Source organism: Adlercreutzia rubneri (genome assembly GCF_009755265.1).
Taxonomy (GTDB): Bacteria; Actinomycetota; Coriobacteriia; order Coriobacteriales; family Eggerthellaceae; genus Adlercreutzia; species Adlercreutzia rubneri.
In genome coordinates this window covers 203,631-222,480 of record NZ_WPOO01000001.1, presented here as the reverse complement: position 1 = coordinate 222,480, position 18,850 = coordinate 203,631, and the positions used below count along the sequence as shown (strand labels likewise).

15 protein-coding genes are annotated in these 18,850 nt (G+C 65.9%); all 15 read left to right on the top strand.

Translation table 11 applies throughout. The features are described from left to right. Positions 1-16 precede the first annotated feature (16 nt). The 15 genes from GO707_RS00970 to hflX all read left to right on the top strand — a co-directional run bounded on the left by GO707_RS00970 (position 17) and on the right by hflX (position 18,840). Positions 17-1,894 (top strand): ribonuclease J, encoded by a 1,878-nt coding sequence (locus GO707_RS00970; RefSeq protein ID WP_157011624.1) that lies wholly within the window; start codon positions 17-19, stop codon positions 1,892-1,894. Between the two features lie 7 nt (positions 1,895-1,901). After that, positions 1,902-4,478: an FtsK/SpoIIIE family DNA translocase gene (locus GO707_RS00965; RefSeq protein ID WP_227069527.1), complete on the top strand. Its 2,577-nt coding sequence runs from the start codon at positions 1,902-1,904 to the stop codon at positions 4,476-4,478. A 53-nt stretch (positions 4,479-4,531) separates the two neighbouring features. Further along, complete coding sequence (locus tag GO707_RS00960; RefSeq protein WP_157011622.1) at positions 4,532-5,695, top strand: helix-turn-helix domain-containing protein; 1,164 nt, start codon at positions 4,532-4,534, stop codon at positions 5,693-5,695. 28 nt (positions 5,696-5,723) lie between these two features. Beyond that, positions 5,724-6,221, top strand: coding sequence for a YajQ family cyclic di-GMP-binding protein (locus tag GO707_RS00955; protein WP_114548343.1), 498 nt, complete (start codon positions 5,724-5,726; stop codon positions 6,219-6,221). A 13-nt stretch (positions 6,222-6,234) separates the two neighbouring features. Then, entirely contained in the window at positions 6,235-7,545 is a 1,311-nt protein-coding gene (gene rimO, locus GO707_RS00950; RefSeq protein WP_418655102.1) for a 30S ribosomal protein S12 methylthiotransferase RimO, read from the top strand. Positions 7,546-7,548: 3 nt separating this feature from the next. Continuing rightward, complete coding sequence (gene pgsA / locus GO707_RS00945; RefSeq protein ID WP_157011620.1) at positions 7,549-8,727, top strand: CDP-diacylglycerol--glycerol-3-phosphate 3-phosphatidyltransferase; 1,179 nt, start codon at positions 7,549-7,551, stop codon at positions 8,725-8,727. Positions 8,728-8,967: 240 nt separating this feature from the next. Beyond that, positions 8,968-10,023, top strand: coding sequence for a recombinase RecA (recA, locus tag GO707_RS00940; protein WP_022739919.1), 1,056 nt, complete (start codon positions 8,968-8,970; stop codon positions 10,021-10,023). 6 nt (positions 10,024-10,029) lie between these two features. Further along, entirely contained in the window at positions 10,030-10,737 is a 708-nt protein-coding gene (locus tag GO707_RS00935) for a regulatory protein RecX (protein ID WP_157011618.1), read from the top strand. A 205-nt stretch (positions 10,738-10,942) separates the two neighbouring features. Further along, positions 10,943-12,514 (top strand): ribonuclease Y, encoded by a 1,572-nt coding sequence (rny, locus tag GO707_RS00930; protein ID WP_114539060.1) that lies wholly within the window; start codon positions 10,943-10,945, stop codon positions 12,512-12,514. Positions 12,515-12,517: 3 nt separating this feature from the next. Further along, positions 12,518-13,603: an ATP-binding protein gene (locus GO707_RS00925; protein ID WP_157011616.1), complete on the top strand. Its 1,086-nt coding sequence runs from the start codon at positions 12,518-12,520 to the stop codon at positions 13,601-13,603. A gap of 123 nt (positions 13,604-13,726) precedes the next feature. Next, positions 13,727-14,059 carry a stage V sporulation protein S gene (locus GO707_RS00920; protein ID WP_022739915.1) on the top strand — a complete coding sequence of 111 codons (333 nt, stop codon included), beginning with the start codon at positions 13,727-13,729 and terminating at the stop codon, positions 14,057-14,059. An 11-nt stretch (positions 14,060-14,070) separates the two neighbouring features. Further along, positions 14,071-15,429, top strand: a complete 1,359-nt coding sequence (gene miaB, locus GO707_RS00915; protein ID WP_157011614.1) for a tRNA (N6-isopentenyl adenosine(37)-C2)-methylthiotransferase MiaB — start codon at positions 14,071-14,073, stop codon at positions 15,427-15,429. Next, positions 15,422-16,372 (top strand): tRNA (adenosine(37)-N6)-dimethylallyltransferase MiaA, encoded by a 951-nt coding sequence (gene miaA, locus GO707_RS00910; RefSeq protein ID WP_157011612.1) that lies wholly within the window; start codon positions 15,422-15,424, stop codon positions 16,370-16,372. The genes miaB and miaA overlap by 8 nt, the downstream gene beginning before the upstream one ends. A 66-nt stretch (positions 16,373-16,438) precedes the next feature. Further along, positions 16,439-17,362 (top strand): diaminopimelate epimerase, encoded by a 924-nt coding sequence (dapF, locus tag GO707_RS00905; RefSeq protein WP_157011611.1) that lies wholly within the window; start codon positions 16,439-16,441, stop codon positions 17,360-17,362. Between the two features lie 155 nt (positions 17,363-17,517). Continuing rightward, positions 17,518-18,840, top strand: coding sequence for a GTPase HflX (hflX, locus tag GO707_RS00900; protein ID WP_157011609.1), 1,323 nt, complete (start codon positions 17,518-17,520; stop codon positions 18,838-18,840). Positions 18,841-18,850 lie beyond the last annotated feature (10 nt).

Sequence of the window (18,850 nt, the reverse complement as noted above, 5' to 3'; positions counted from 1 at the left end):
TAGAAAGAGGCATTGAATGACCAAAGAAAACCAAGAGAAGCAGAACGGCCGCACGGAGGGCGGCAGCGGCAAGAACGCCAACCGGCGCAACAACGATCGCCGCAAGAACAACACCTCCTTCAAGCGTGTGAACCTGGAGCGCAAGCGCCCGCAGCTCTCGCGCGGCGAGACAGCGGCGGCCAAGGAAGTCCCCTCCGGCAGCCGAAAGCCGCGGCGCGGCTCGAAGGCGGGCAAGGACCCGAACGCGAAGCTCAAGATCATCCCGCTCGGCGGTCTTGACGCCATCGGCAAGAACATGACCGCCTTCGAGTGCAACGGCGACATGATCTTGGACGACGCGGGCCTGATGTTTCCCGACGACGACCATCCGGGCATCGACCTCATCCTGCCCGACTACACCTATGTGCTGGAGAACGCCGACAAGCTGCGCGGCATCGTCATCACCCACGGCCACGAGGACCACACGGGCACGCTGCCCTACCTTCTGAAGGATCTCGACCGCACGGTGAACATCTACGCCACGAAGCTCACGCTCGGCCTCATCGAGGGCAAGTTCGCCGAGCACCGCGTGAAGAACGCCAAGCTCATCGAGATCAAGCCCGGCGACGAGGTCAAGCTCGGCTGCTTCACGGTGGACTTCTTCGCCGTGAACCACTCCATCCCCGGCGCGGTGGGCCTGTTCATCCAGAGCCCGGCCGGCAACGTTTTGCACACCGGCGACTTCAAGCTGGACCAGACCCCCATCGACGGCATCACCACCGACTTCGGCGCCCTGGCGCGCTTCTCGGAGACGGGCGTGGATCTCATGATGAGCGACTCCACCAACGCCACGAACCCGAACTTCACCCCGTCGGAGGCCGAGGTGGGCAAGACCTTGGAGCAGATCATCTCCCAGGCCAAGGGCCGTGTCATCATCGCCAGCTTCGCGAGCCACATCCACCGCATGCAGCAGATCTGCGACGCGGCGGTGAAGAACGGCCGCAAGGTGGTCGTCACGGGCCGCTCCATGATCCAGAACACCGACATCGCGCGGCGGCTCGGGTACCTGAACATCTCCGACGAAAACCTCATCGACGCCTACGACCTGAAGGGCATCCCGCCGGAGCAGGTGGTCATCATGTGCACCGGCAGCCAGGGCGAGCCGCTTTCGGCTCTGGCCCGCATCGCCAACGGCGAGCACAAGACCATCGAGATCGAGGAGGGCGACACCGTCATCATCTCGGCCACGCCGGTTCCCGGCAACGAGAAGGCCGTCACCCGGGTCATCAACCAGCTGGCCAAGATCGGCGCCGACGTGTACGACAAGAGCCGGGCGCGGGTGCACGTGTCGGGCCATGCCGGGGCCGAGGAGCTGAAGATCATGCTCTCCATCGTGAAGCCGAAGAACTTCATGCCGGTTCACGGCGAGGCCACGCACCTGCGGGCCCACGCGAAGCTGGCCGAGGCCACCGGCGTCGACCCGGACAACATCTACGTGCTTGAAAACGGCGACTCCCTGGAGCTTTCCGCCCGGGGCGTCGAGCGCGGCGAGGGCGTGCCCTCGGGCATCGTCTATGTGGACGGCCTTTCGGTGGGCGATACCTCCCAGGACGTGCTGGACGAGCGCAACACGCTCGGCAACCAGGGCTTCGCCTCGGTGGCCGCGGCCGTGAACATGAAGGATCGCAAGCTCGTCGGCCAGGTGCAGGTGTCCATGCACGGCATTACCGGCGGCGACGACTACTATCTGGCCCACGAGGCCGAGAACACCGTGGCCAACGCCCTGCGCAAGTGCCTTTCCAAGGACGGAGGCGTGAAAGAACTGCGCAAGGCCGCCCGCGACGCGCTGCTCTCGCTTCTCTGGGAGCGCACCAAGCAGCGTCCCATGGTCGTCGTGAACCTGCTGGAGGTCTAGAGGCACCGTGGCGCGCAATACGAGCACCAACAAAGAGAAGGCGAGCGCCCAGAAGGCCTCGGGGAACCTGTCGAAGAGCGGCACGCGCAAATCCGCCGCGGCCCGCAGCCGCGCCGTTGAGGCCGAGCCCCGCATCTTGGACGACCGCACGCGCCGCGACATCGTGGGCGTCGGCTTCATCATTTTGGGCATTGTGCTGTTCATCGCGGCCGCGGCTCCGGCCGGGGCCATCGTGACCGACTTCCTTTCGGAGTCGCTCCATGTCGTCTTCGGCGTGGGCTGCTACATCATGCCCTTCTTCCTCGTCGCCATTGGCGGCGCCGTTCTGTACCGCATGCAGTCGGAGCGCATGTCGCTGCGCGTCACGTTGGGCCTCTCGCTCATCCTCGTGGCGCTGCTCGGCATCATCGCGCTGTTCACGCCGACGACCGGCACAGGCCCTGCTGCCCTGTTCGACCGCATTGCGCTCGTGACCCACGGCGGCTATGTGGGGGCGGCGCTCGCCTGGGTGGGGCTCACGCTCTTCGGGCCGGCCATCTCCGCCATCCTGCTCATCGGGGTGGCCATCGTCGGCGTCATCGTCATCGGATTCTCCATCTCCGCGTTTCTGGAGAAGGTGCGCGCCCGCTGCGACTTGGACGGCGAGGGTGCCGCCTCCCTCATTCCCGATGCCTTCGGATCTATGAGGCGGGGGAGGGGCAAGCCGCCGCTGACGACCATGGCCGAGTCCGCCGATCTGCCCCCGGCAGCCCATGGGGCGCCCACCGCTCGCATCTCCTTGGGCGAGCAACCGCGCCGGCGCTCCCGCGGGGCTACGGCCGACGCCGTGCCCGATGCGGCCGTCACGCGGCAGCTGGGCGCCCAGAAGACGGGTGGCCTCGTGCCCATTCAGGCTCCGGATCCGCGCGAGGTGGCCGAGGTGGAGGACATCTCCGCTGTGGAGCCGGCCGCCCCCATGACCCGCAAGCTCGGGCGGCGCCGCCAGGAGGCCGAGGCCGCCGAGCGCGAGGCCGCGAAGACGAAGCCCGTGAGCAAGAAGACGGCCCCCAAGAAAAAGAAGGAGGCTCCGGCCCAACCCATCTCCAAGGACGGCTTCCAGCTGCCTCCCATGAATCTCCTCGCCACCGGCGGTGCCCGCCGCGGCTCTACCGAGGAGGAGCTGCGGGAAGTGGCCGCCGAGCTGCAGGGGACCCTGGAGGACTTCGGCGTCATGGCGAGCGTGGTTGGCTGGGTGGAGGGCCCCACGGTGACGCTGTTCAAGGTGGACCTGCCCTCCGGCGTGCGCGTGAGCAAGGTCACCAACCTCACCGACGACATCGCGCTGGCGCTCGCCGCCCCCGGCGTGCGCATCTTCGCCCCCATTCCCGGCACCAACTACGTGGGCATTGAAGTGCCCAACCGCAACCGCCAGATGGTGTATCTCCCCGACGTGCTCGCCGCTGCGGGCCCCGGGCCTTTGCAGGTGGCCATCGGCGAGGACGTGGAGGGCCACGCCATTGTCCACGACCTGGCGAAGATGCCCCACGTGCTCATCGCCGGCACCACCGGCTCGGGCAAGTCGGTCGAGGTCAACTCGATGATCATGTCCATCCTCATGCGCGCGACCCCGGCTGAGGTGCGCTTCATCATGGTAGACCCCAAGCGCGTGGAGTTCGCCCCCTACGAGGGCATCCCGCACTTGTACGTCCCCGTGGTCACCGAGTGCCGCGAGGCCTCCAGCGCCCTTTCCTGGGCCGTGGCCGAGATGGAGCGGCGCCTGAAGATGTTCTCGAAGTGCGGCGTGCGCAACATCATCACCTTCAACGAGAAGGCCCGAGCGGCCCAGGCGGCCGACGAGGCTGCCGAAAAGAGGGGAGAGGAGCCGCCGGAGAACCTCTACGGCGAGCCCATCCCCTACATCGTCATCGTCATCGACGAGCTGGCCGACCTCATGATGAATGTGGGCAAGGAAGTCGAGTTCTCCATCAGCCGTATCGCGCAGCTCGCCCGCGCCGCCGGCATCCACCTCATCATCGCCACCCAGCGCCCCTCCACCAACGTGGTCACAGGCCTCATCAAGGCGAACATCACCTGCCGCATCGGGCTTACCGTGGCCTCGGGCATCGACTCCCGCGTCATCCTCGACTCCACGGGCGCCGAGAACCTCATCGGCATGGGGGACATGCTCTTGGCCAAGCCGGAGTACCCCAAGCCCATCCGCATCCAGGGCCCCTACATCCCCGACGACGAGATCGCCGCCGTGGTGGCGCACCTGAAGAGCCAGGGCGAGCCGGAGTACCACTCCGAGATCCTGAAGACCAACGTCGTGACCTTGGGCGACTCCTCGCCTTCGGGAGAGGGGGGCTCCGAGGCCGACGATCCGCTTCTGTGGGAGGCCGCCGATGTGGTGGTTTCAAGCGATTTGGGCTCCACGAGCAACCTTCAGCGTCGCTTGAAGGTCGGATACGCGCGAGCTGGACGTATAATGGATCAGTTGGAAGAAAAGGGCATCGTGGGCCCGGCCAACGGAAGCCGCCCGCGCGAGGTGCTCGTCGACCAAATGGAACTGGAAACACTGAAGGCCTTCGAGGCCGCTGACGAATAGGCCGGAACGGAATCGCACCGCAACGGCCAACGGAAAACACAGAGGAGACCATCGTGGCGAGACAGACATCATTCGGCGAGGCGCTTGCCCATGCCCGCGAGCGCAAGGGACTCGATTTGTCCACGGCCGCCCGCAAGCTGCGCATCCGCCCGGATATCCTGCGCGCCATCGAGGAGGGTGATTTCGCCCGCATGCCCCCGCGCGGCTACACGTCGAACATGGTGGGCGCCTACGCGCGCCTGGTGGGGCTGAACCCCACGGAGGTCACCCGCGCCTACCGGGAAGAGGTCTATCAGTTCGAGACGGGCCGCCGTCCGGCGAGCAACCGTCGCGAGCGCCCCCGCGATGCCGGGCGCACGGTCGCGCTGCCCTCCAGCCGCGATCGGGGATCCTCTCGGGGCTCCTACCGAGACGATTATACGGGCTCCACGCGCTCCGGTCGTTCCGGCTTGGGCGGTTCCTCGGCCCGCACGGGCAGAACGGCCCCGCAGCCCCAGTACACCAACCTCGTCCAGGGCCGGCAGGCCCCGGGCATCGCGGCGAACATCGGCTCGTACTTGCCGCTCATCATCGTGGGCGCCATCATCGTGGGCCTGCTCGTCCTCGTGATCGTCCTGGCCTTTGGAAACCGCGCAGCGCCGGAAAGCGATGTGCCCACGGTGCCTATCTCCGGCATGCAGAACCCCGCCGGCACCGATACCGGTGCCGCGAATGAGGGCGGCACCGACGCGACGGCGCCCACCCAGCAGCCCGTGGCGCCGACGAGCGCCAAGTTTAGCTACAACGTGCCCGAGGGCTCAAGCGTCTACATCGAGGTCGTCCAGGACGGCAAGACCGTGGAGGCGGGCGATGTCACCGGGCCCAAGACGGGCGATTTCGATGTGACCGGGACGCTGAAGTTCGTGCTTTCCGGTGATGACGAGGACATCGCCGCCGTCAAGCTCACCCTCGACGGTGAGGAGGTGAAGGCCGAGGATCAGAACGGCCGCGGCGTCTACACCTACACCGTCAACTTCGAGGACGTGCTCAACGACTGGAAGCGCGCCAACGGCGTGGCCGGCGCCTCCTCGGATAGCTCCGGCGACTCGGATTCCGGCTCCTCCTCCGGCTCGGATTCCTCGAGCGACGACTCCAGCACAAGCGATAGTTCCTCCGGCACCTCGGGAAGCGGCGACGCGTCCGATTCCGGCGAGGACTCCTCCGACAACGCGGCCTAGCGGGCCCATCGAGAAAGGCAATCAACCCATGGCTAAAGAATCCAGCTTCGATATCGTCTCCACGGTGGATATGCAGGAGGTGGACAACGCCTTCCAGCAGGCCCGAAAGGAGCTCGCCCAGCGCTACGATCTGAAGGACTCGGGCGCCGAGATCTCCCTGGACAAAAGCGCCGGCACCCTGACGGTGACCGCGCCGGCCGATTTCGTGGCCTCTCAGGTCATCGACGTCATCGGCAGCAAGCTCATCAAGCGCGGCATCGATCTTACCGCCGTGAAGTGGGGGGATTCCACGCCTTCCTCCGGCGGCGGGGTGCGCCGGTGCGCCACGGTGGTCAACGGCATCGACAAGGAGACCGCGGGCAAGATCAACAAGGACATCAAGGCCCAGAAGCTCAAGTGCAAGGTGACCATCGAGGGCGACAAGCTGCGGGTGAGCTCTCCCTCTCGCGACACGTTGCAGGAGGTCATCGCCTTCTTGCGCGGCCAGGACTACGGGCAGCCGCTGCAGTACGTCAACTATCGCTAGGACTACGGACGTGATCGATACGACGCGCGACAGCGCGGCGCCCTCCGTCTGCCTCATCACGATGGGGTGCGCGAAGAACGAGGTGGACTCGGCCGCCATGGCGCGGCGCTTGCGCGAAGCCGGCTTCTCCGTGACCGAGGAGGCGTCCAGCGCCGACGCCATCATCGTGAACACCTGCTCGTTCATCCAGGCGGCCACCGAGGAGAGCATCGATGCCATCTTCGAGGCCGCTTCCCTGCCCAAAGTGGATGAGGGCTCAGCCGTCCTCATCGTCGCCGGCTGTATGCCGGCCCGCTACGGGGACGACCTGGCCGCGGAGCTGACGGAGGCGTCGGCGTTTGTGCCCTGCAGTCGCGAGGACGATATCGCGGAAGTGGTGGCGCGCGCTTTGAGGATCTCCCTTCCCGTGGCGGCCGTTGGGGGCGAGCCGGCGGAAGGGGAGGGCCGGACGTTCGCCTACGTGAAGATATCCGATGGCTGCGACCGCTTCTGCTCCTATTGCACCATCCCCTACATTCGCGGGCGCTACCACAGCTTCCCGTACGAGCAGATCGCCGAGGACGTCGAGCGCGAGATCGCCTCCGGCGCCCGGGAGATCGTGCTCATCGCCCAGGACACCGGACGCTGGGGCGCCGACCTTCCCGACGGCCGCGACCTCGCGTGGCTCGTCGACACGCTGGCCGAGGCGCACCCCGACACGTGGTTCCGCATCATGTACCTGCAGCCCGAGGGCGCAACCGACGAGCTGCTCTCCGTCATGGCGGCCCGCGAGAACGTTTGCTCTTATCTGGACATTCCCCTGCAGCACGTGAGCAAACCGATCCTTCGGGCCATGAACCGCCGAGGGGATGCCGCGGCGTTTCGCGCCCTCATCGAGCGCATCGAGGCCGCGGTGCCCGACATCACCTTGCGCACAACGCTCATCGCGGGATTTCCCGGCGAAACCGACGAGCAGTTCGAGGAGCTCCTCGATTTCGTCTCCGAGGGGCTGTTCCATTACGTCGGCGTCTTTCCCTATTCCCGCGAGGAGGGCACCGCCGCCTTCGACCTGCCGAACCAGATCGACGAGGACGAGAAGGCCGAGCGGGCCCAGGTGCTGCGCGACGCCGCCGATGCCGCCTGCGGGCCCCGCATCGCCGAGCGCATCGGGAAGGGGGCGATCGTGCTCGTCGAGGGAACCGAGGAGGACGGCCAGCGCTTCGGTCGCGCCCAATGCCAGGCGCCCGAAGTGGACGGCGTCACCTACGTGTCCCGCGGCGAGATCGGCGCGTTCGTTCCCTGCACCATTGCGGATACCCTGCTTTACGAAATGGAAGGCGAGTAGGCCATGACCACCATCCAGCCCACGGCTCCGGACAAGCTCTGGACGCCGGCGAACATCGTCACGCTCATCCGCATCTGCCTGGTGCCGGTCTTCGTGCTGGCGATCCTGAGCCCCTGGCCCGAATGGGTGGGCCTGCCGGGCATCACCATGGAGGCGAAGTGCGTCATCGCCGCCGGCATCTTCATTCTCATCTCCTGCACCGATTGGATCGATGGATATCTCGCCCGCAGCCGCGGGGAAGTGACCGACTTCGGGAAGTTCATGGATCCTCTGGCCGACAAGATCCTCGTCACGGCGGCGCTCATCGCCTTAGTGGAGCTGGCCGTGCTGCCCGGTTGGCCCGTGCTCATCATCCTTGCCCGCGAGTTCATCGTCTCGGGCATCCGCATGGTGGCGGCGAGCAAGGGCACGGTCATCGCCGCCAGCTGGTACGGCAAGGCCAAGACGGTGTTCCAGATCATCGCCATCGTGCTGTTCCTTCTCAAGGACTCGCTCACGTTCACCACGGCGGCCGGCGCCTTCACCAACCCCATGTTCGTGCTGTCCTGGACCGTCATGGTCATCGCGCTCATCCTGACGGTCATGTCCATGCTCGACTATCTCGTCAAAGCACGCCATCTGTTGAAGGGGAGCGCGGGGGCCAAAACCGCAAAGGCGGCCGCCCCTTCTGCGGCACCCACCGAGATCGCGGCGCTGCAGAAGGCCATCGACGAGCAGGCGCGCATCGTCGTCGAGAAGGCGACGGCCGCAGGGGCCACGGTGGCCACGGCCGAGAGCCTCACCGGCGGCCTCATCGCGGCCATGCTCACTTCCGTGCCTGGGTCGTCGGCCTCGGTGCGCGGCGGCATCGTGAGCTACGTGAACGAGGTGAAGGCCGAACTTCTCGGCGTTTCCGAGGACGTGCTCGCGCGACAGGGGGCCGTCGACGAGTTGGTGGCCCTGCAGATGGCCCGTGGCGCCCTGCGCGAGCTGGGCAGCGATGTCTCGGTGGCGGTCACGGGCATCGCCGGACCGACGGGCGCCGAGCCCGGCAAGCCGGTGGGCACGGTGTGGATCGGCTGCGCCACGGCCAAAAAGACCCATGCAGCATGCCATCATTTCGAAGGCGGCCGCGAGGCCGTGCGCCTGCAGACGGTGCTGATCGCCCTGCGCACGATGGAAGAGGCGCTCGCGAGCTTCTGACAGCGCCGCGGTTTTGGCGAGAGCGCACGGGCGCTCTGCGACGAGAGTGCGACAGCGGTACGGTCGGCGCGAGGACTCAAATGAGACATTCCCGCGTCATTGCTGCGGTCGCGTAGCGTTATGCTGTTTTCGCGCACAGAGGGAACTGGTTTTTGAGAATCACCTCTTGACGTACATACGTTTGTTCGTATAATGATGAAAACAGGCCATTTGTTCGCCTGGCCCAGACAAGGAGAGGTCATGAACGAAGATAAAGAAAAGATGCTCAAACTCACCACCGATCAAATCGAGTCCAAGTTCGGCAAGGGCTCTATCATGACCCTCGGCGAGGGAGGCGCCGATCTCAACATCGGGGTCATCCCCACGGGCGCCCTGCCGCTCGATGCCGCGCTCGGCATCGGAGGCGTGCCCCGCGGCCGCATCATCGAAATCTACGGTCCGGAGTCAAGCGGCAAGACAACGCTCGCCTTGCAGATTCTCGCGGAGGCCCAGGCGCTGGGCGGCATCGTCGCCTTCATCGATGCCGAGCACGCCCTCGATCCCGTTTACGCCGCGCGCATCGGGGTCGATATCGACGAGGTGCTCATCTCCCAGCCCGACACCGGCGAGCAGGCGCTGGAAATCTGCGATATGCTCGTGCGCTCGGGCGCTATCGATTGCGTCATCGTCGACTCTGTGGCGGCGCTCGTCCCCCGTGCCGAAATCGAGGGCGAGATGGGGGATACCACCGTGGGTCTTCAGGCTCGGCTCATGTCCCAGGCCCTGCGCAAGCTGGCCGGGTCGCTGTCGAAATCGAACACCACCTGCATCTTCATCAACCAGCTGCGCGAGAAGATCGGAGTCATGTTCGGCAACCCGGAGACGACCACCGGCGGACGCGCCCTGAAGTTCTTCTCCTCGGTTCGCATCGACATTCGCCGCATCGACTCCATCAAGCAGAACGGCGATGTGGTCGGCAATCGCGTGAGGGCGAAGGTGGTCAAGAACAAGGTGGCTCCTCCTTTCCGCCAGGCGGAGTTCGATCTCATGTACGGCGAGGGCATCTCTCGGGAAGGCTGCATCGTCGATATGGCCGTGGAATGCGGCGTGGCCAAGAAGTCCGGCGCCTGGTACACCTACGGCGAGGAGCGCCTGGGCCAGGGCCGCGAGGCAGCCAAGCAGACGCTCAAGGAGAATCCCGATCTGCGGGAGGAACTCGAGAACAAGGTCCGCGAGGCCTACGAGATCCCCGTCATCGAGCGCCCGGCCGAAAACGAGTCGTTCACGCCGGCGCCAAAGAGCGGCAAGAAGAAATAGCCTATCGTGGCGTCCAAGGCCGACATACTCGCAGCGCTCAGGGCGGATATCGCCGCCTTGGAAGCCGCCCCTTCCTCAGAGGAGCCGTGCGCGCAAGTCGCCGCCTGGCCGTGCCCTGCCGAGGACGACGCCGTCTGTGGCAGGGATACAGGGGCGTCTTGCGCGCAGGACCTCGTACATTCCTCTCGCGGGGAAGAGCGGGAGAGCGCTCTGAGCGACGAGGAGGGAAAGACGGCCCGAGACGCGTACCAGAAGATCCTCCGATGGGCCGCGGTTCGCGAACGCTCCACGGCCTACCTGCGCGAGCGCCTGCTGAAGGACGACTTTCCTTCATCAGTGGTGGAGGAGGCCCTTCAGCGCGCCGTGCGCGTACGGGCGGTGGACGATCGACGCTACGCCGACGCCCTCGTCCGCATGAAGCTTGCGGCCGGGCGGGGGCTTCGCGATGCCGAACGGGAGATCGAGGAGCTCGGCATCGACCCAGCTACTCTCGATTCCTGGGTCGAGCACGAGCGGAAGGGGAGGGACTTTGAAGTGGGCCGCGCCCTGGCCGCCCTGCGGCGTCGGCCGCCTAAAGCCAAGCGCGCCCGGGAGGCCGCCTTCCGCCGCCTCGTATCCCAAGGATTTTCCACCGACATCGCCGCTACCGCCTCTCGCACGTGGTCCGAGGAGCAAGAGCGCAGCCTGATGTGCGGTTCGATGGGCCATTCATGACACAAACCCACTAGAGTCTGTCTAAAGCCGCGGCCTTACGCTATACTGTGAACCGTGGCTTTAGAGCATACGTGCCCTCCCGGGCATTCAAGATAGAGAATTTCATATTCCTCGTATCTTCGCGCAGTTATGCTCATGCCCGGCCACGGGCATTTTTTATGACATGAAATGGGTATGAAAGCCCAGATGAAAGGAGGAAACAGCCATGGATCCCATCACGATCGTGCTTTTGATCGTCGCTATCGTCATCGGCCTGGTCCTCGGTTTCATCGTCAACCGACTCATTGCCAGCTCCTCATCCAAGAACGCTGCCCGCGAGGCCGCAAGCCTGGTCGAGGATGCCAAGAAGCAAGCCGAGACGCTCCGACGTGAAGCCGCCGTGGAAGCCAAGGACGAGGCCCTTCGCTACAAGCAGGAGATGGAGAAGGAGAACAAGGAGCGCATGCGCGAGGTGCGCTCTGCCGAGAACCGCATCGCCCAGCGCGAGGAATCCCTCGATCGCCGCGTCGAGTCGCTGGATGCCCGCGAGCACCAGCTCTCGTCTTTGCAGGGACAGGTCGAGCGCCGCGAGCGCGATGTCGAAGAGGCCGAGAATGCCATCGAGCGCCATCGCGAGGAGGCCCAGATCGAGATCAACCAGGCCCTCGAGCGCGCTGCGGGCATGAGCCCCCAGGAGGCCAAAGAGGAGCTGCTGGAGACTATCCACGACGAGGTCACCCGCGAATCGGCCGTCATCATTCGCGATGCCGAGACGCGTACCAAGGCCGAGGCGGACAAGAAGGCCCGTGAGATCTTGAGCCTCGCCATCCAGCGCGTGGCCGCCGACCACTCCGCCGAGAGCACGGTGTCCACCATCCATATCCCCTCCGACGATCTGAAGGGCCGCATCATCGGCCGCGAGGGCCGCAACATCCGCTCTTTCGAGCAGCTGACCGGCACGAACCTCATCATCGACGACACGCCGGAGTGCGTCACCATCTCCTGCTTCGACCCGGTGCGCCGCGAGATCGGCCGCGTCACCATGGAGAACCTCATCGCCGACGGGCGCATCCACCCCGCGCGCATCGAGGAGATGTACGACAAGGCCGTCAAGCTGGTGAACCAGCGGGTGCACGAGGCCGGCGAGCAGGCCACGTTCGATGCGGGCATCCACGATCTCCACCCGGAGCTCGTCAACACCCTGGGACGTTTGCGCTATCGCACCTCGTTCGGCCAGAACGTGCTGAACCATTCGCTCGAAGTGGCCTATCTGGCCTCGGTCATGGCCTCCGAGCTCGGGCTCGACCCCATTCCCGTCAAGCGGGCCGGCCTTTTGCACGACCTCGGCAAGGCCGTCGACCACGAGGTCGAGGGCAGCCACGCCGTCATCGGCGCCGATCTGGCCCGTCGCTTCGGCGAGCGCCCCGAGATCGTCCACGCTATCGAGGCCCATCACAACGATGTGGAGGCCAACTCCGTCGTCGATGTGCTCATTCAGGCCGCCGACGCCGTCTCCGCTGCCCGTCCCGGTGCCCGCAAGGAGACGCTGGACGCCTACGTGAAGCGCCTCGAGAAGCTCGAGGAGATCGCGAACTCGCACAAGGGCGTCGAGCGCACCTACGCCATCCAGGCAGGCCGCGAGGTTCGCGTCATGGTAGAGCCGGAAGTGGTGGACGAGGCCGAATCCGTCGTTTTGGCCCACGACATCGCCCAGCAGATCGAGAACGAGATGCAGTATCCGGGCCAGGTGAAAGTCGTCGTCATCCGCGAGAGCCGTGCGGTCGACTACGCCAAGTAGGCCATGGAAGGCGATACCCTCAGCGATTTCATAGACGATGTGTGCGGCGAGAGCCGTCTCCGGGTCGAGGATGACCTCGGAGACGGCTTCGTCCGCCTCCGGTCCTCCGAGGCCGAACGACGCCAGGCCGCCCAGGACATCCGCTCGAGCGAGGACGTTGTCATCGAGCTTCTGCGCAACGCCCGCGATGCCGGCGCCAGCCGCATCTTCCTCGCCACTCAGAAGACCGGCAACGAACGTCTGCTCACCGTCCTCGACGACGGACAGGGCATTCCCGCTGCCCAGCACGAGCGCATCTTCGAACCGCGCGTCACTTCGAAGCTCGATAGCGCGCATATGGACAAGTGGGGCATGCACGGGCGCGGCATGGCCCTTTACTCTATCTCCGTGAACGCCGAAGAAGCCCGGGTGCTGCAATCGGAGCCGGGGCTCGGCACCAGCCTCACGGTCGCCACCGACACCGAAAGCCTCGCCGAGAAGGCGGATCAGTCGACGTTTCCCCGTTTCGAGCAGGAGCCTTCCGGTTCGTGGGCGATGCGCGGCCCCAAGAACATCGTGCGCACGGCCGCGGAATTCGCCTTGGAGCACCGCGGCGACCTCTCCGTGTATCTCGGCACCCCGGTGGAGGTGGCAGCGACGCTGTACCAACTGGGCCTCGCCTCGCTCTCCCCGGCCGTGCGCGCCTTCGGGGGCGACGGCACGGGAATCCCCCTCGTCAAGCGCCTCGCCCTGGCCGCCGGCCCCGATGACCTCGCGGACCGCTGCGAGGCCCTGGGGCTGCCGCTCTCCGAGCGCTCGGCCCGACGCATTCTCGACGGGGCCATCGCTGCGCTCGACCCCTTAACCGAGCGTTTGGCCGCCGAATCGTTCCCGCGGCAGGCCCATCGCCCATCCGAGCGCCGGCGAAATTCTAAGAACGCCCGCTCCCTGCGTCTGGCTCCCGAGGACATCGATGCGCTGAAGCGCGGCATCGGCCGGCTCATGGAGCCCGTGGCGGAAACGTATTATCTGGAAGCGGTGGGCGAGGCGGAGGTCATCGTGGGCCAGGAAGCCATCCGCATCACCGTTCCCATCCGCACGTCGCTCTAAGGAAGCGCGCGGTTGCGCCACTCGGGTGCAACAGGTAGAATATTCGGGCTGAAGGCGCCACGGGCGCCCGCTAAACGAACCACATCCAGAGAAGAACCGCACCACAAACGACAAGGACCAGCTGTGTCTACCACTGAAACCAAGCCCTCCATCGGGTGCCTCAAAGTATCCTCCAAATCGTCTCCCGCCTCCGTTGCCGGCGCCATCGCCGGCATGATCAAAGACGGGGCGTCGGTGGAGATTCAAGCCGTGGGGGCCGGTGCGGTGAACCAGGCTGTGAAAGCCGTGGCCATCTCCCGCGGGTTCCTCTCGCCGGTGGGCATCGAGATCTGCTGCATCCCCTCCTTCGCGGACATCGTCATCGACGGCGAGTACCGCACGGCCATCCGCTTCGCCGTCGAGCCGCGGGGCGCCGCCGCGATCGCCCCCATCGTCGATGCGGCCGCGGTTCATTAGAGGGTTTTGCTATGAGCAACGTCTTCGAGGGAACTCGTTTCTGCATCCACACCTTCGGCTGCCAGATGAACAAGCACGATTCCGAGCGGGTCGCCGGCATGCTGGAGGGCCTGGGCTCGCTGCCCGTCGAAACCATCGAGGAGGCGGACATCGTCGTGTTCATGACGTGCTGCGTCCGCGAGGCTGCCGACACGAGGCTCTACGGGCAGGTCGCCTCCATGAAGAACATCCCCTTGCGCGACGGCACGCCCCTTGACAAGCGCTACATCGCCGTAGGCGGCTGCATCGGCCAGCGCGACGGCGACAAGCTGCTTGCGGCGCTTCCCCATCTCGATGTGGTTTTCGGCACTCACAATCTGGGCTCTTTGCCGGGGCTTCTCCGACGCGCCATCGAGCAGCACGGCCGCGCCGCCGAAGTGATTGAGGGGGGAGCGGAGTTCTCCTCCGCCCTGCCCACGGTGCGCGAGCACGACTGGGCGGCGTGGCTGCCCATCACCGTGGGATGCAACAATTTCTGCTCCTACTGCATCGTGCCCTACGTCCGCGGGCGCGAGAAGTCGCGGCCCCTGGACGACATCGCCGCCGAGGCGCGCTCCTATGCGGAAGCGGGCGTCAAGGAGATCACGCTGCTGGGGCAGAACGTGAACTCCTACGGGCGCGACCTCTACGGCGAGCCGCGGTTCGCGGATGTCCTTCGGGCCGTGGACGCCGCGGGCATCGAGCGGCTCCGCTTCGCGACGAGTCACCCGAAGGATCTCACCGACGAGGTCATCGGGCTGTTCGCCACGCTGCCCTCGCTCATGCCGGCGCTGCACCTTCCCGTGCAGTCGGGCTCGAACCGCATCCTCTCGGCCATGAACCGCCGCTACACCCGCGAGCACTACCTCGGCCTTATCGAGAAGCTTCGCCGCGCCCGTCCCGACATCGCCCTGTCCACGGACATCATCGTGGGATTTCCCGGCGAGACCGAAGAGAACTTCATGGACACCTATCGCCTCGTGGAGGAAGTCGGCTACAGCCAGGTGTTCACGTTCATTTACTCCAAGCGCGAGGGGACCCCTGCTGCGGAGATGGACGACGACACGCCCCGCGAGGTCATCCAGGAGCGCTTCGACCGGCTCGTGGATCTCGTCCAACGCAAGGCCTTCGAGGCGAACCAGGCAGAGCTCGGCGCCACGGTGCCCGTGCTGGTCGAGGGCACGTCCAAGCGCGACGATTCCATCTTGGCCGGCAAGAGCCCGAAGAACCAGACCGTTCACGCGCCGGTGCCCGCTGGTGCGGACGCGACGTCTTTGGTGGGGCGCATCGTGCCCGTGACCATCGAGGAAGCCCGCACCTGGTATCTCTCGGGCACGATCGTCCATGCTTGAGCTTTCCGCACCCGTCATCGCCATCGTGGGGCCCACGGCCTCGGGCAAGACCGACGCGGCCCAGATCGTCGCCGAGCGCCTCGGCGGGGAAGTGGTGAGCGCCGATTCCATGCAGATCTACCGGGGCATGGACATCGGCACGGGCAAGCTTCCCGCATCTGAGCGCCGCGTGCCCCATCACGGCTTCGATCTCGTTGATCCCGGCGAGCCCTACTCGGCGGCCCTGTTCCAGGCGTTCGCCCGGCACTGCATTCGCGATATTGACGCCCGCGGCAAGAGAGCGGTGCTCTGCGGCGGCACCGGCCAGTACGTGCAGGCGACCATCGACGACTTCGCCTTCCCCAAGGGCGACCAGGTGGAAAACCCCGTCCGCGAACGCTGGACCGCCTATGCGGAGGAACACGGCAACCAAGCCCTGCGGGAGGCGCTGGAGGCGCGCGATCCCGCAAGCGCCGCCGTCATCCACCCCAACAACGTGCGGCGCGTCGTGCGTGCCTTCGAGCTTTTGGAGGAGGGTGCCAGCTACGCCGAGCAGAAACAGCGGCTCGCCACCGTGGCGCCCTTCGTTCCAGCCGTGCAATTCGGGCTGGCCGCGGAGCCGGCTATCCTGAACGAGCGCATCGACGCCCGGGTCGATGCCATGGTGGCCGCAGGGCTCGTCGACGAGGTGCGGGGCCTGCTGGCCGCCGGATTCCGCGACGGCGTCACGGCGCCCCAGGCCATCGGATACAAGGAGATCGTCGAGGCGCTGGATGGGAACATCACGCTAGAGGAGGCCGTGCAGGCCATCAAGACGGCCACGCGCCGCTACGGCAAGCGCCAGCGTACGTGGTTCCGCCGCGATAAGCGCATCCGCTGGGTGAACGCCGATGTCGGCGATGCCGAAGCCGTGGCCGCCGAGATTCTTTCCCAGTTGGAAACATTGGACGCCTACCATGGTTGAAGCGGCCCTTCCGGGTCGTCGAGGAGAGCTTCCGCCCCCTCAATTGCCGCCTAAAAGGAGCGTCCCATGGAGTTGTCCTTCGCCAAATTGCACGGTCTCGGGAACGATTTCGTCTTCATCGACGATCGCGACTGCGCTCTTGATCTGACCGACGAGCAGGTGTCGTATCTGTGCGACCGCCACTTCGGCATCGGCGCCGACGGCGTCATCCTCGTGCGGCCGGCTCTCTCGGAAGAGGGAGACGGCTACATGCACTACATCAACGCCGACGGCACCTTGGCCCAAATGTGCGGCAACGGCGTGCGCTGCTTCGCCAAGTACCTCGTCGATCGCGAGCTGGCGGACGTTGCCTCGGGCAGCCTTGTGGCCGACACCCTGGCCGGCCCGCGCCCTATCGCCTTTTCCGTGGATGCGGAGGGGAAGATGACCGAGGCGACCGTGAACATGGGCGCGCCCATCTTGGATCCCGTGCTCGTGCCCGTCGATGCCGCGCCGGACTCCCGCGCGACCGATGGTGCGCCCTATGTGGGGCATCTGCGCCTCGATTCGCCGTGGGGAACCTTCGAATTCGTGTGCGTCTCCATGGGAAACCCCCACGCCGTCTGCCTCGTGGACGATTGGGCGGCATTGCCCGACGAGCTGTTCCCCGCTGGTGCTGAGAAATCCCTCTCGACCCTGCGCATCGATCTTCCCGGCCCCTTCTTCGAGACGCATCCCGTATTTCCCGAGAAAACCAACGTCGAGTTCGCCTCCGTCACCGATGAGGGCATCGCCATGCGCGTATGGGAGAGGGGCTGCGGCGAGACCTTGGCCTGTGGCACCGGCGCCTGCGCCACCAACACGGCCGCCTGCCTCACCGGTCGGGCCGGCAGGGAGAACGATCTCCTGTTGAGCGGCGGCCTACTGCACATCTGCTGGAACGAGGATGGCACGATATCCATGACGGGACCGGCAACGGAGAGCTTCTCGGGAACCATTGTGCTGCCGTGAGCTTCTCCGGCGCTGCTGTTGTGCTATGATAGCCCCCGTTTCACCGGCGCAACGCCGCGCCACGATTAAGGAGTGATGCTCATGCGCCTGTAACGACCACTTGCACCGCCTTCCCCTCATGGGATCCGTCGTTACTTGAAGCAAAGGAGCATGCTATGACCGAATACGAATCCGTCATCCAAAAGGGTCCGGCCACCAAGGCCGAGGAGCGCCGCGAGCGCGCCGTTCTCGTGGGCGTCGAGCGCCCGGGGCTGCCGTGGCCCTTGGAATCTTCCCTGGCCGAACTGGAACGTCTGGCCGATACGGCCGGAGCCGATGTGGTGGCCACGACGACCCAGCGCTTGGACGCGCCCAACCCGCGCACCTTCGTCGGCACGGGCAAGGCCGACGAAATCGCCGAGCTGGCACGGTCGCACGAGGCCGACCTCGTCATCTTCGACGATGAGCTGACACCTTCCCAGCAGGCCAATCTGGAGAAGGTCATGGACAAGTCCGTGAAGGTCATCGACCGTACGGCCCTCATTCTGGACATCTTCGCCCTGCACGCCACCTCCAAGGAGGGGCGTCTGCAGGTGCGTCTCGCCCAGAACCAGTACTTGTACCCGCGCCTGCGCGGCATGTGGGCCCACCTCGCTTCGAACCGCATGGGAGGCGGCGTGGGATCCCGCTTCGGTGAGGGCGAAAGCCAGCTGGAGGTGGACCGCCGCATGGTGCGCAAGCGCATCACGAGCATTCGCCGCGAGCTTGAGCGTCTGTCCGACGTGCGCTCGTTGCAGCGTGAGAGCCGGTACGGCAGCGGCATGTTCAAAGTGGCACTGGCCGGTTATACCAATGCCGGGAAAAGCTCGCTCATCAACCGGCTCACCGGAGCCGACGTGCTCAGCTACGACAAGCTCTTCGCCACGCTGGACTCCACCACCCGCAAGTTCGAACTGCCCGAGGGCCGCGAGGTCACCGTCACCGACACCGTCGGCTTCATCCAGAAGCTGCCCACCACCCTGGTCGAGGCCTTCAAGTCGACGCTCGACGAAATCACCGGAGCCGACCTCATCCTGCACGTGATCGACGCCTCCTCGCCGGAGTTCGAGGGGCAGATCGAGGCCGTGTGCGAGGTGCTCGACCAGATAGGGGCCCAGAGCATTCCCACGATCGCCACTTTCAACAAATGCGATCTGCTGGACGCCGAGACGCTGGCCGGCCTTAAAAGGCGTTATCCGAGCGCCCGGTTCGTGTCCGCCCGCTCTGGAGAGGGCATAGAGGAACTCGTGGGCGCCATCGCCCAGGCCGCCTCGTCCGCCGACGCCAAGCTGGACGTGCTCGTGCCGTACCAACGGGGGGATTTGGTATCGCTGGCCCACGAGCGCTGCCACATCATCTCCGAGAGCCACGAGGCCACGGGCACGCGCCTGCAGCTGCTCGCGGCCCCTGCCTTCGTCAGCGCGTTCTCCCCTTACCTTGTCTCGGACGTCGACGCTTGAGGAAACCACC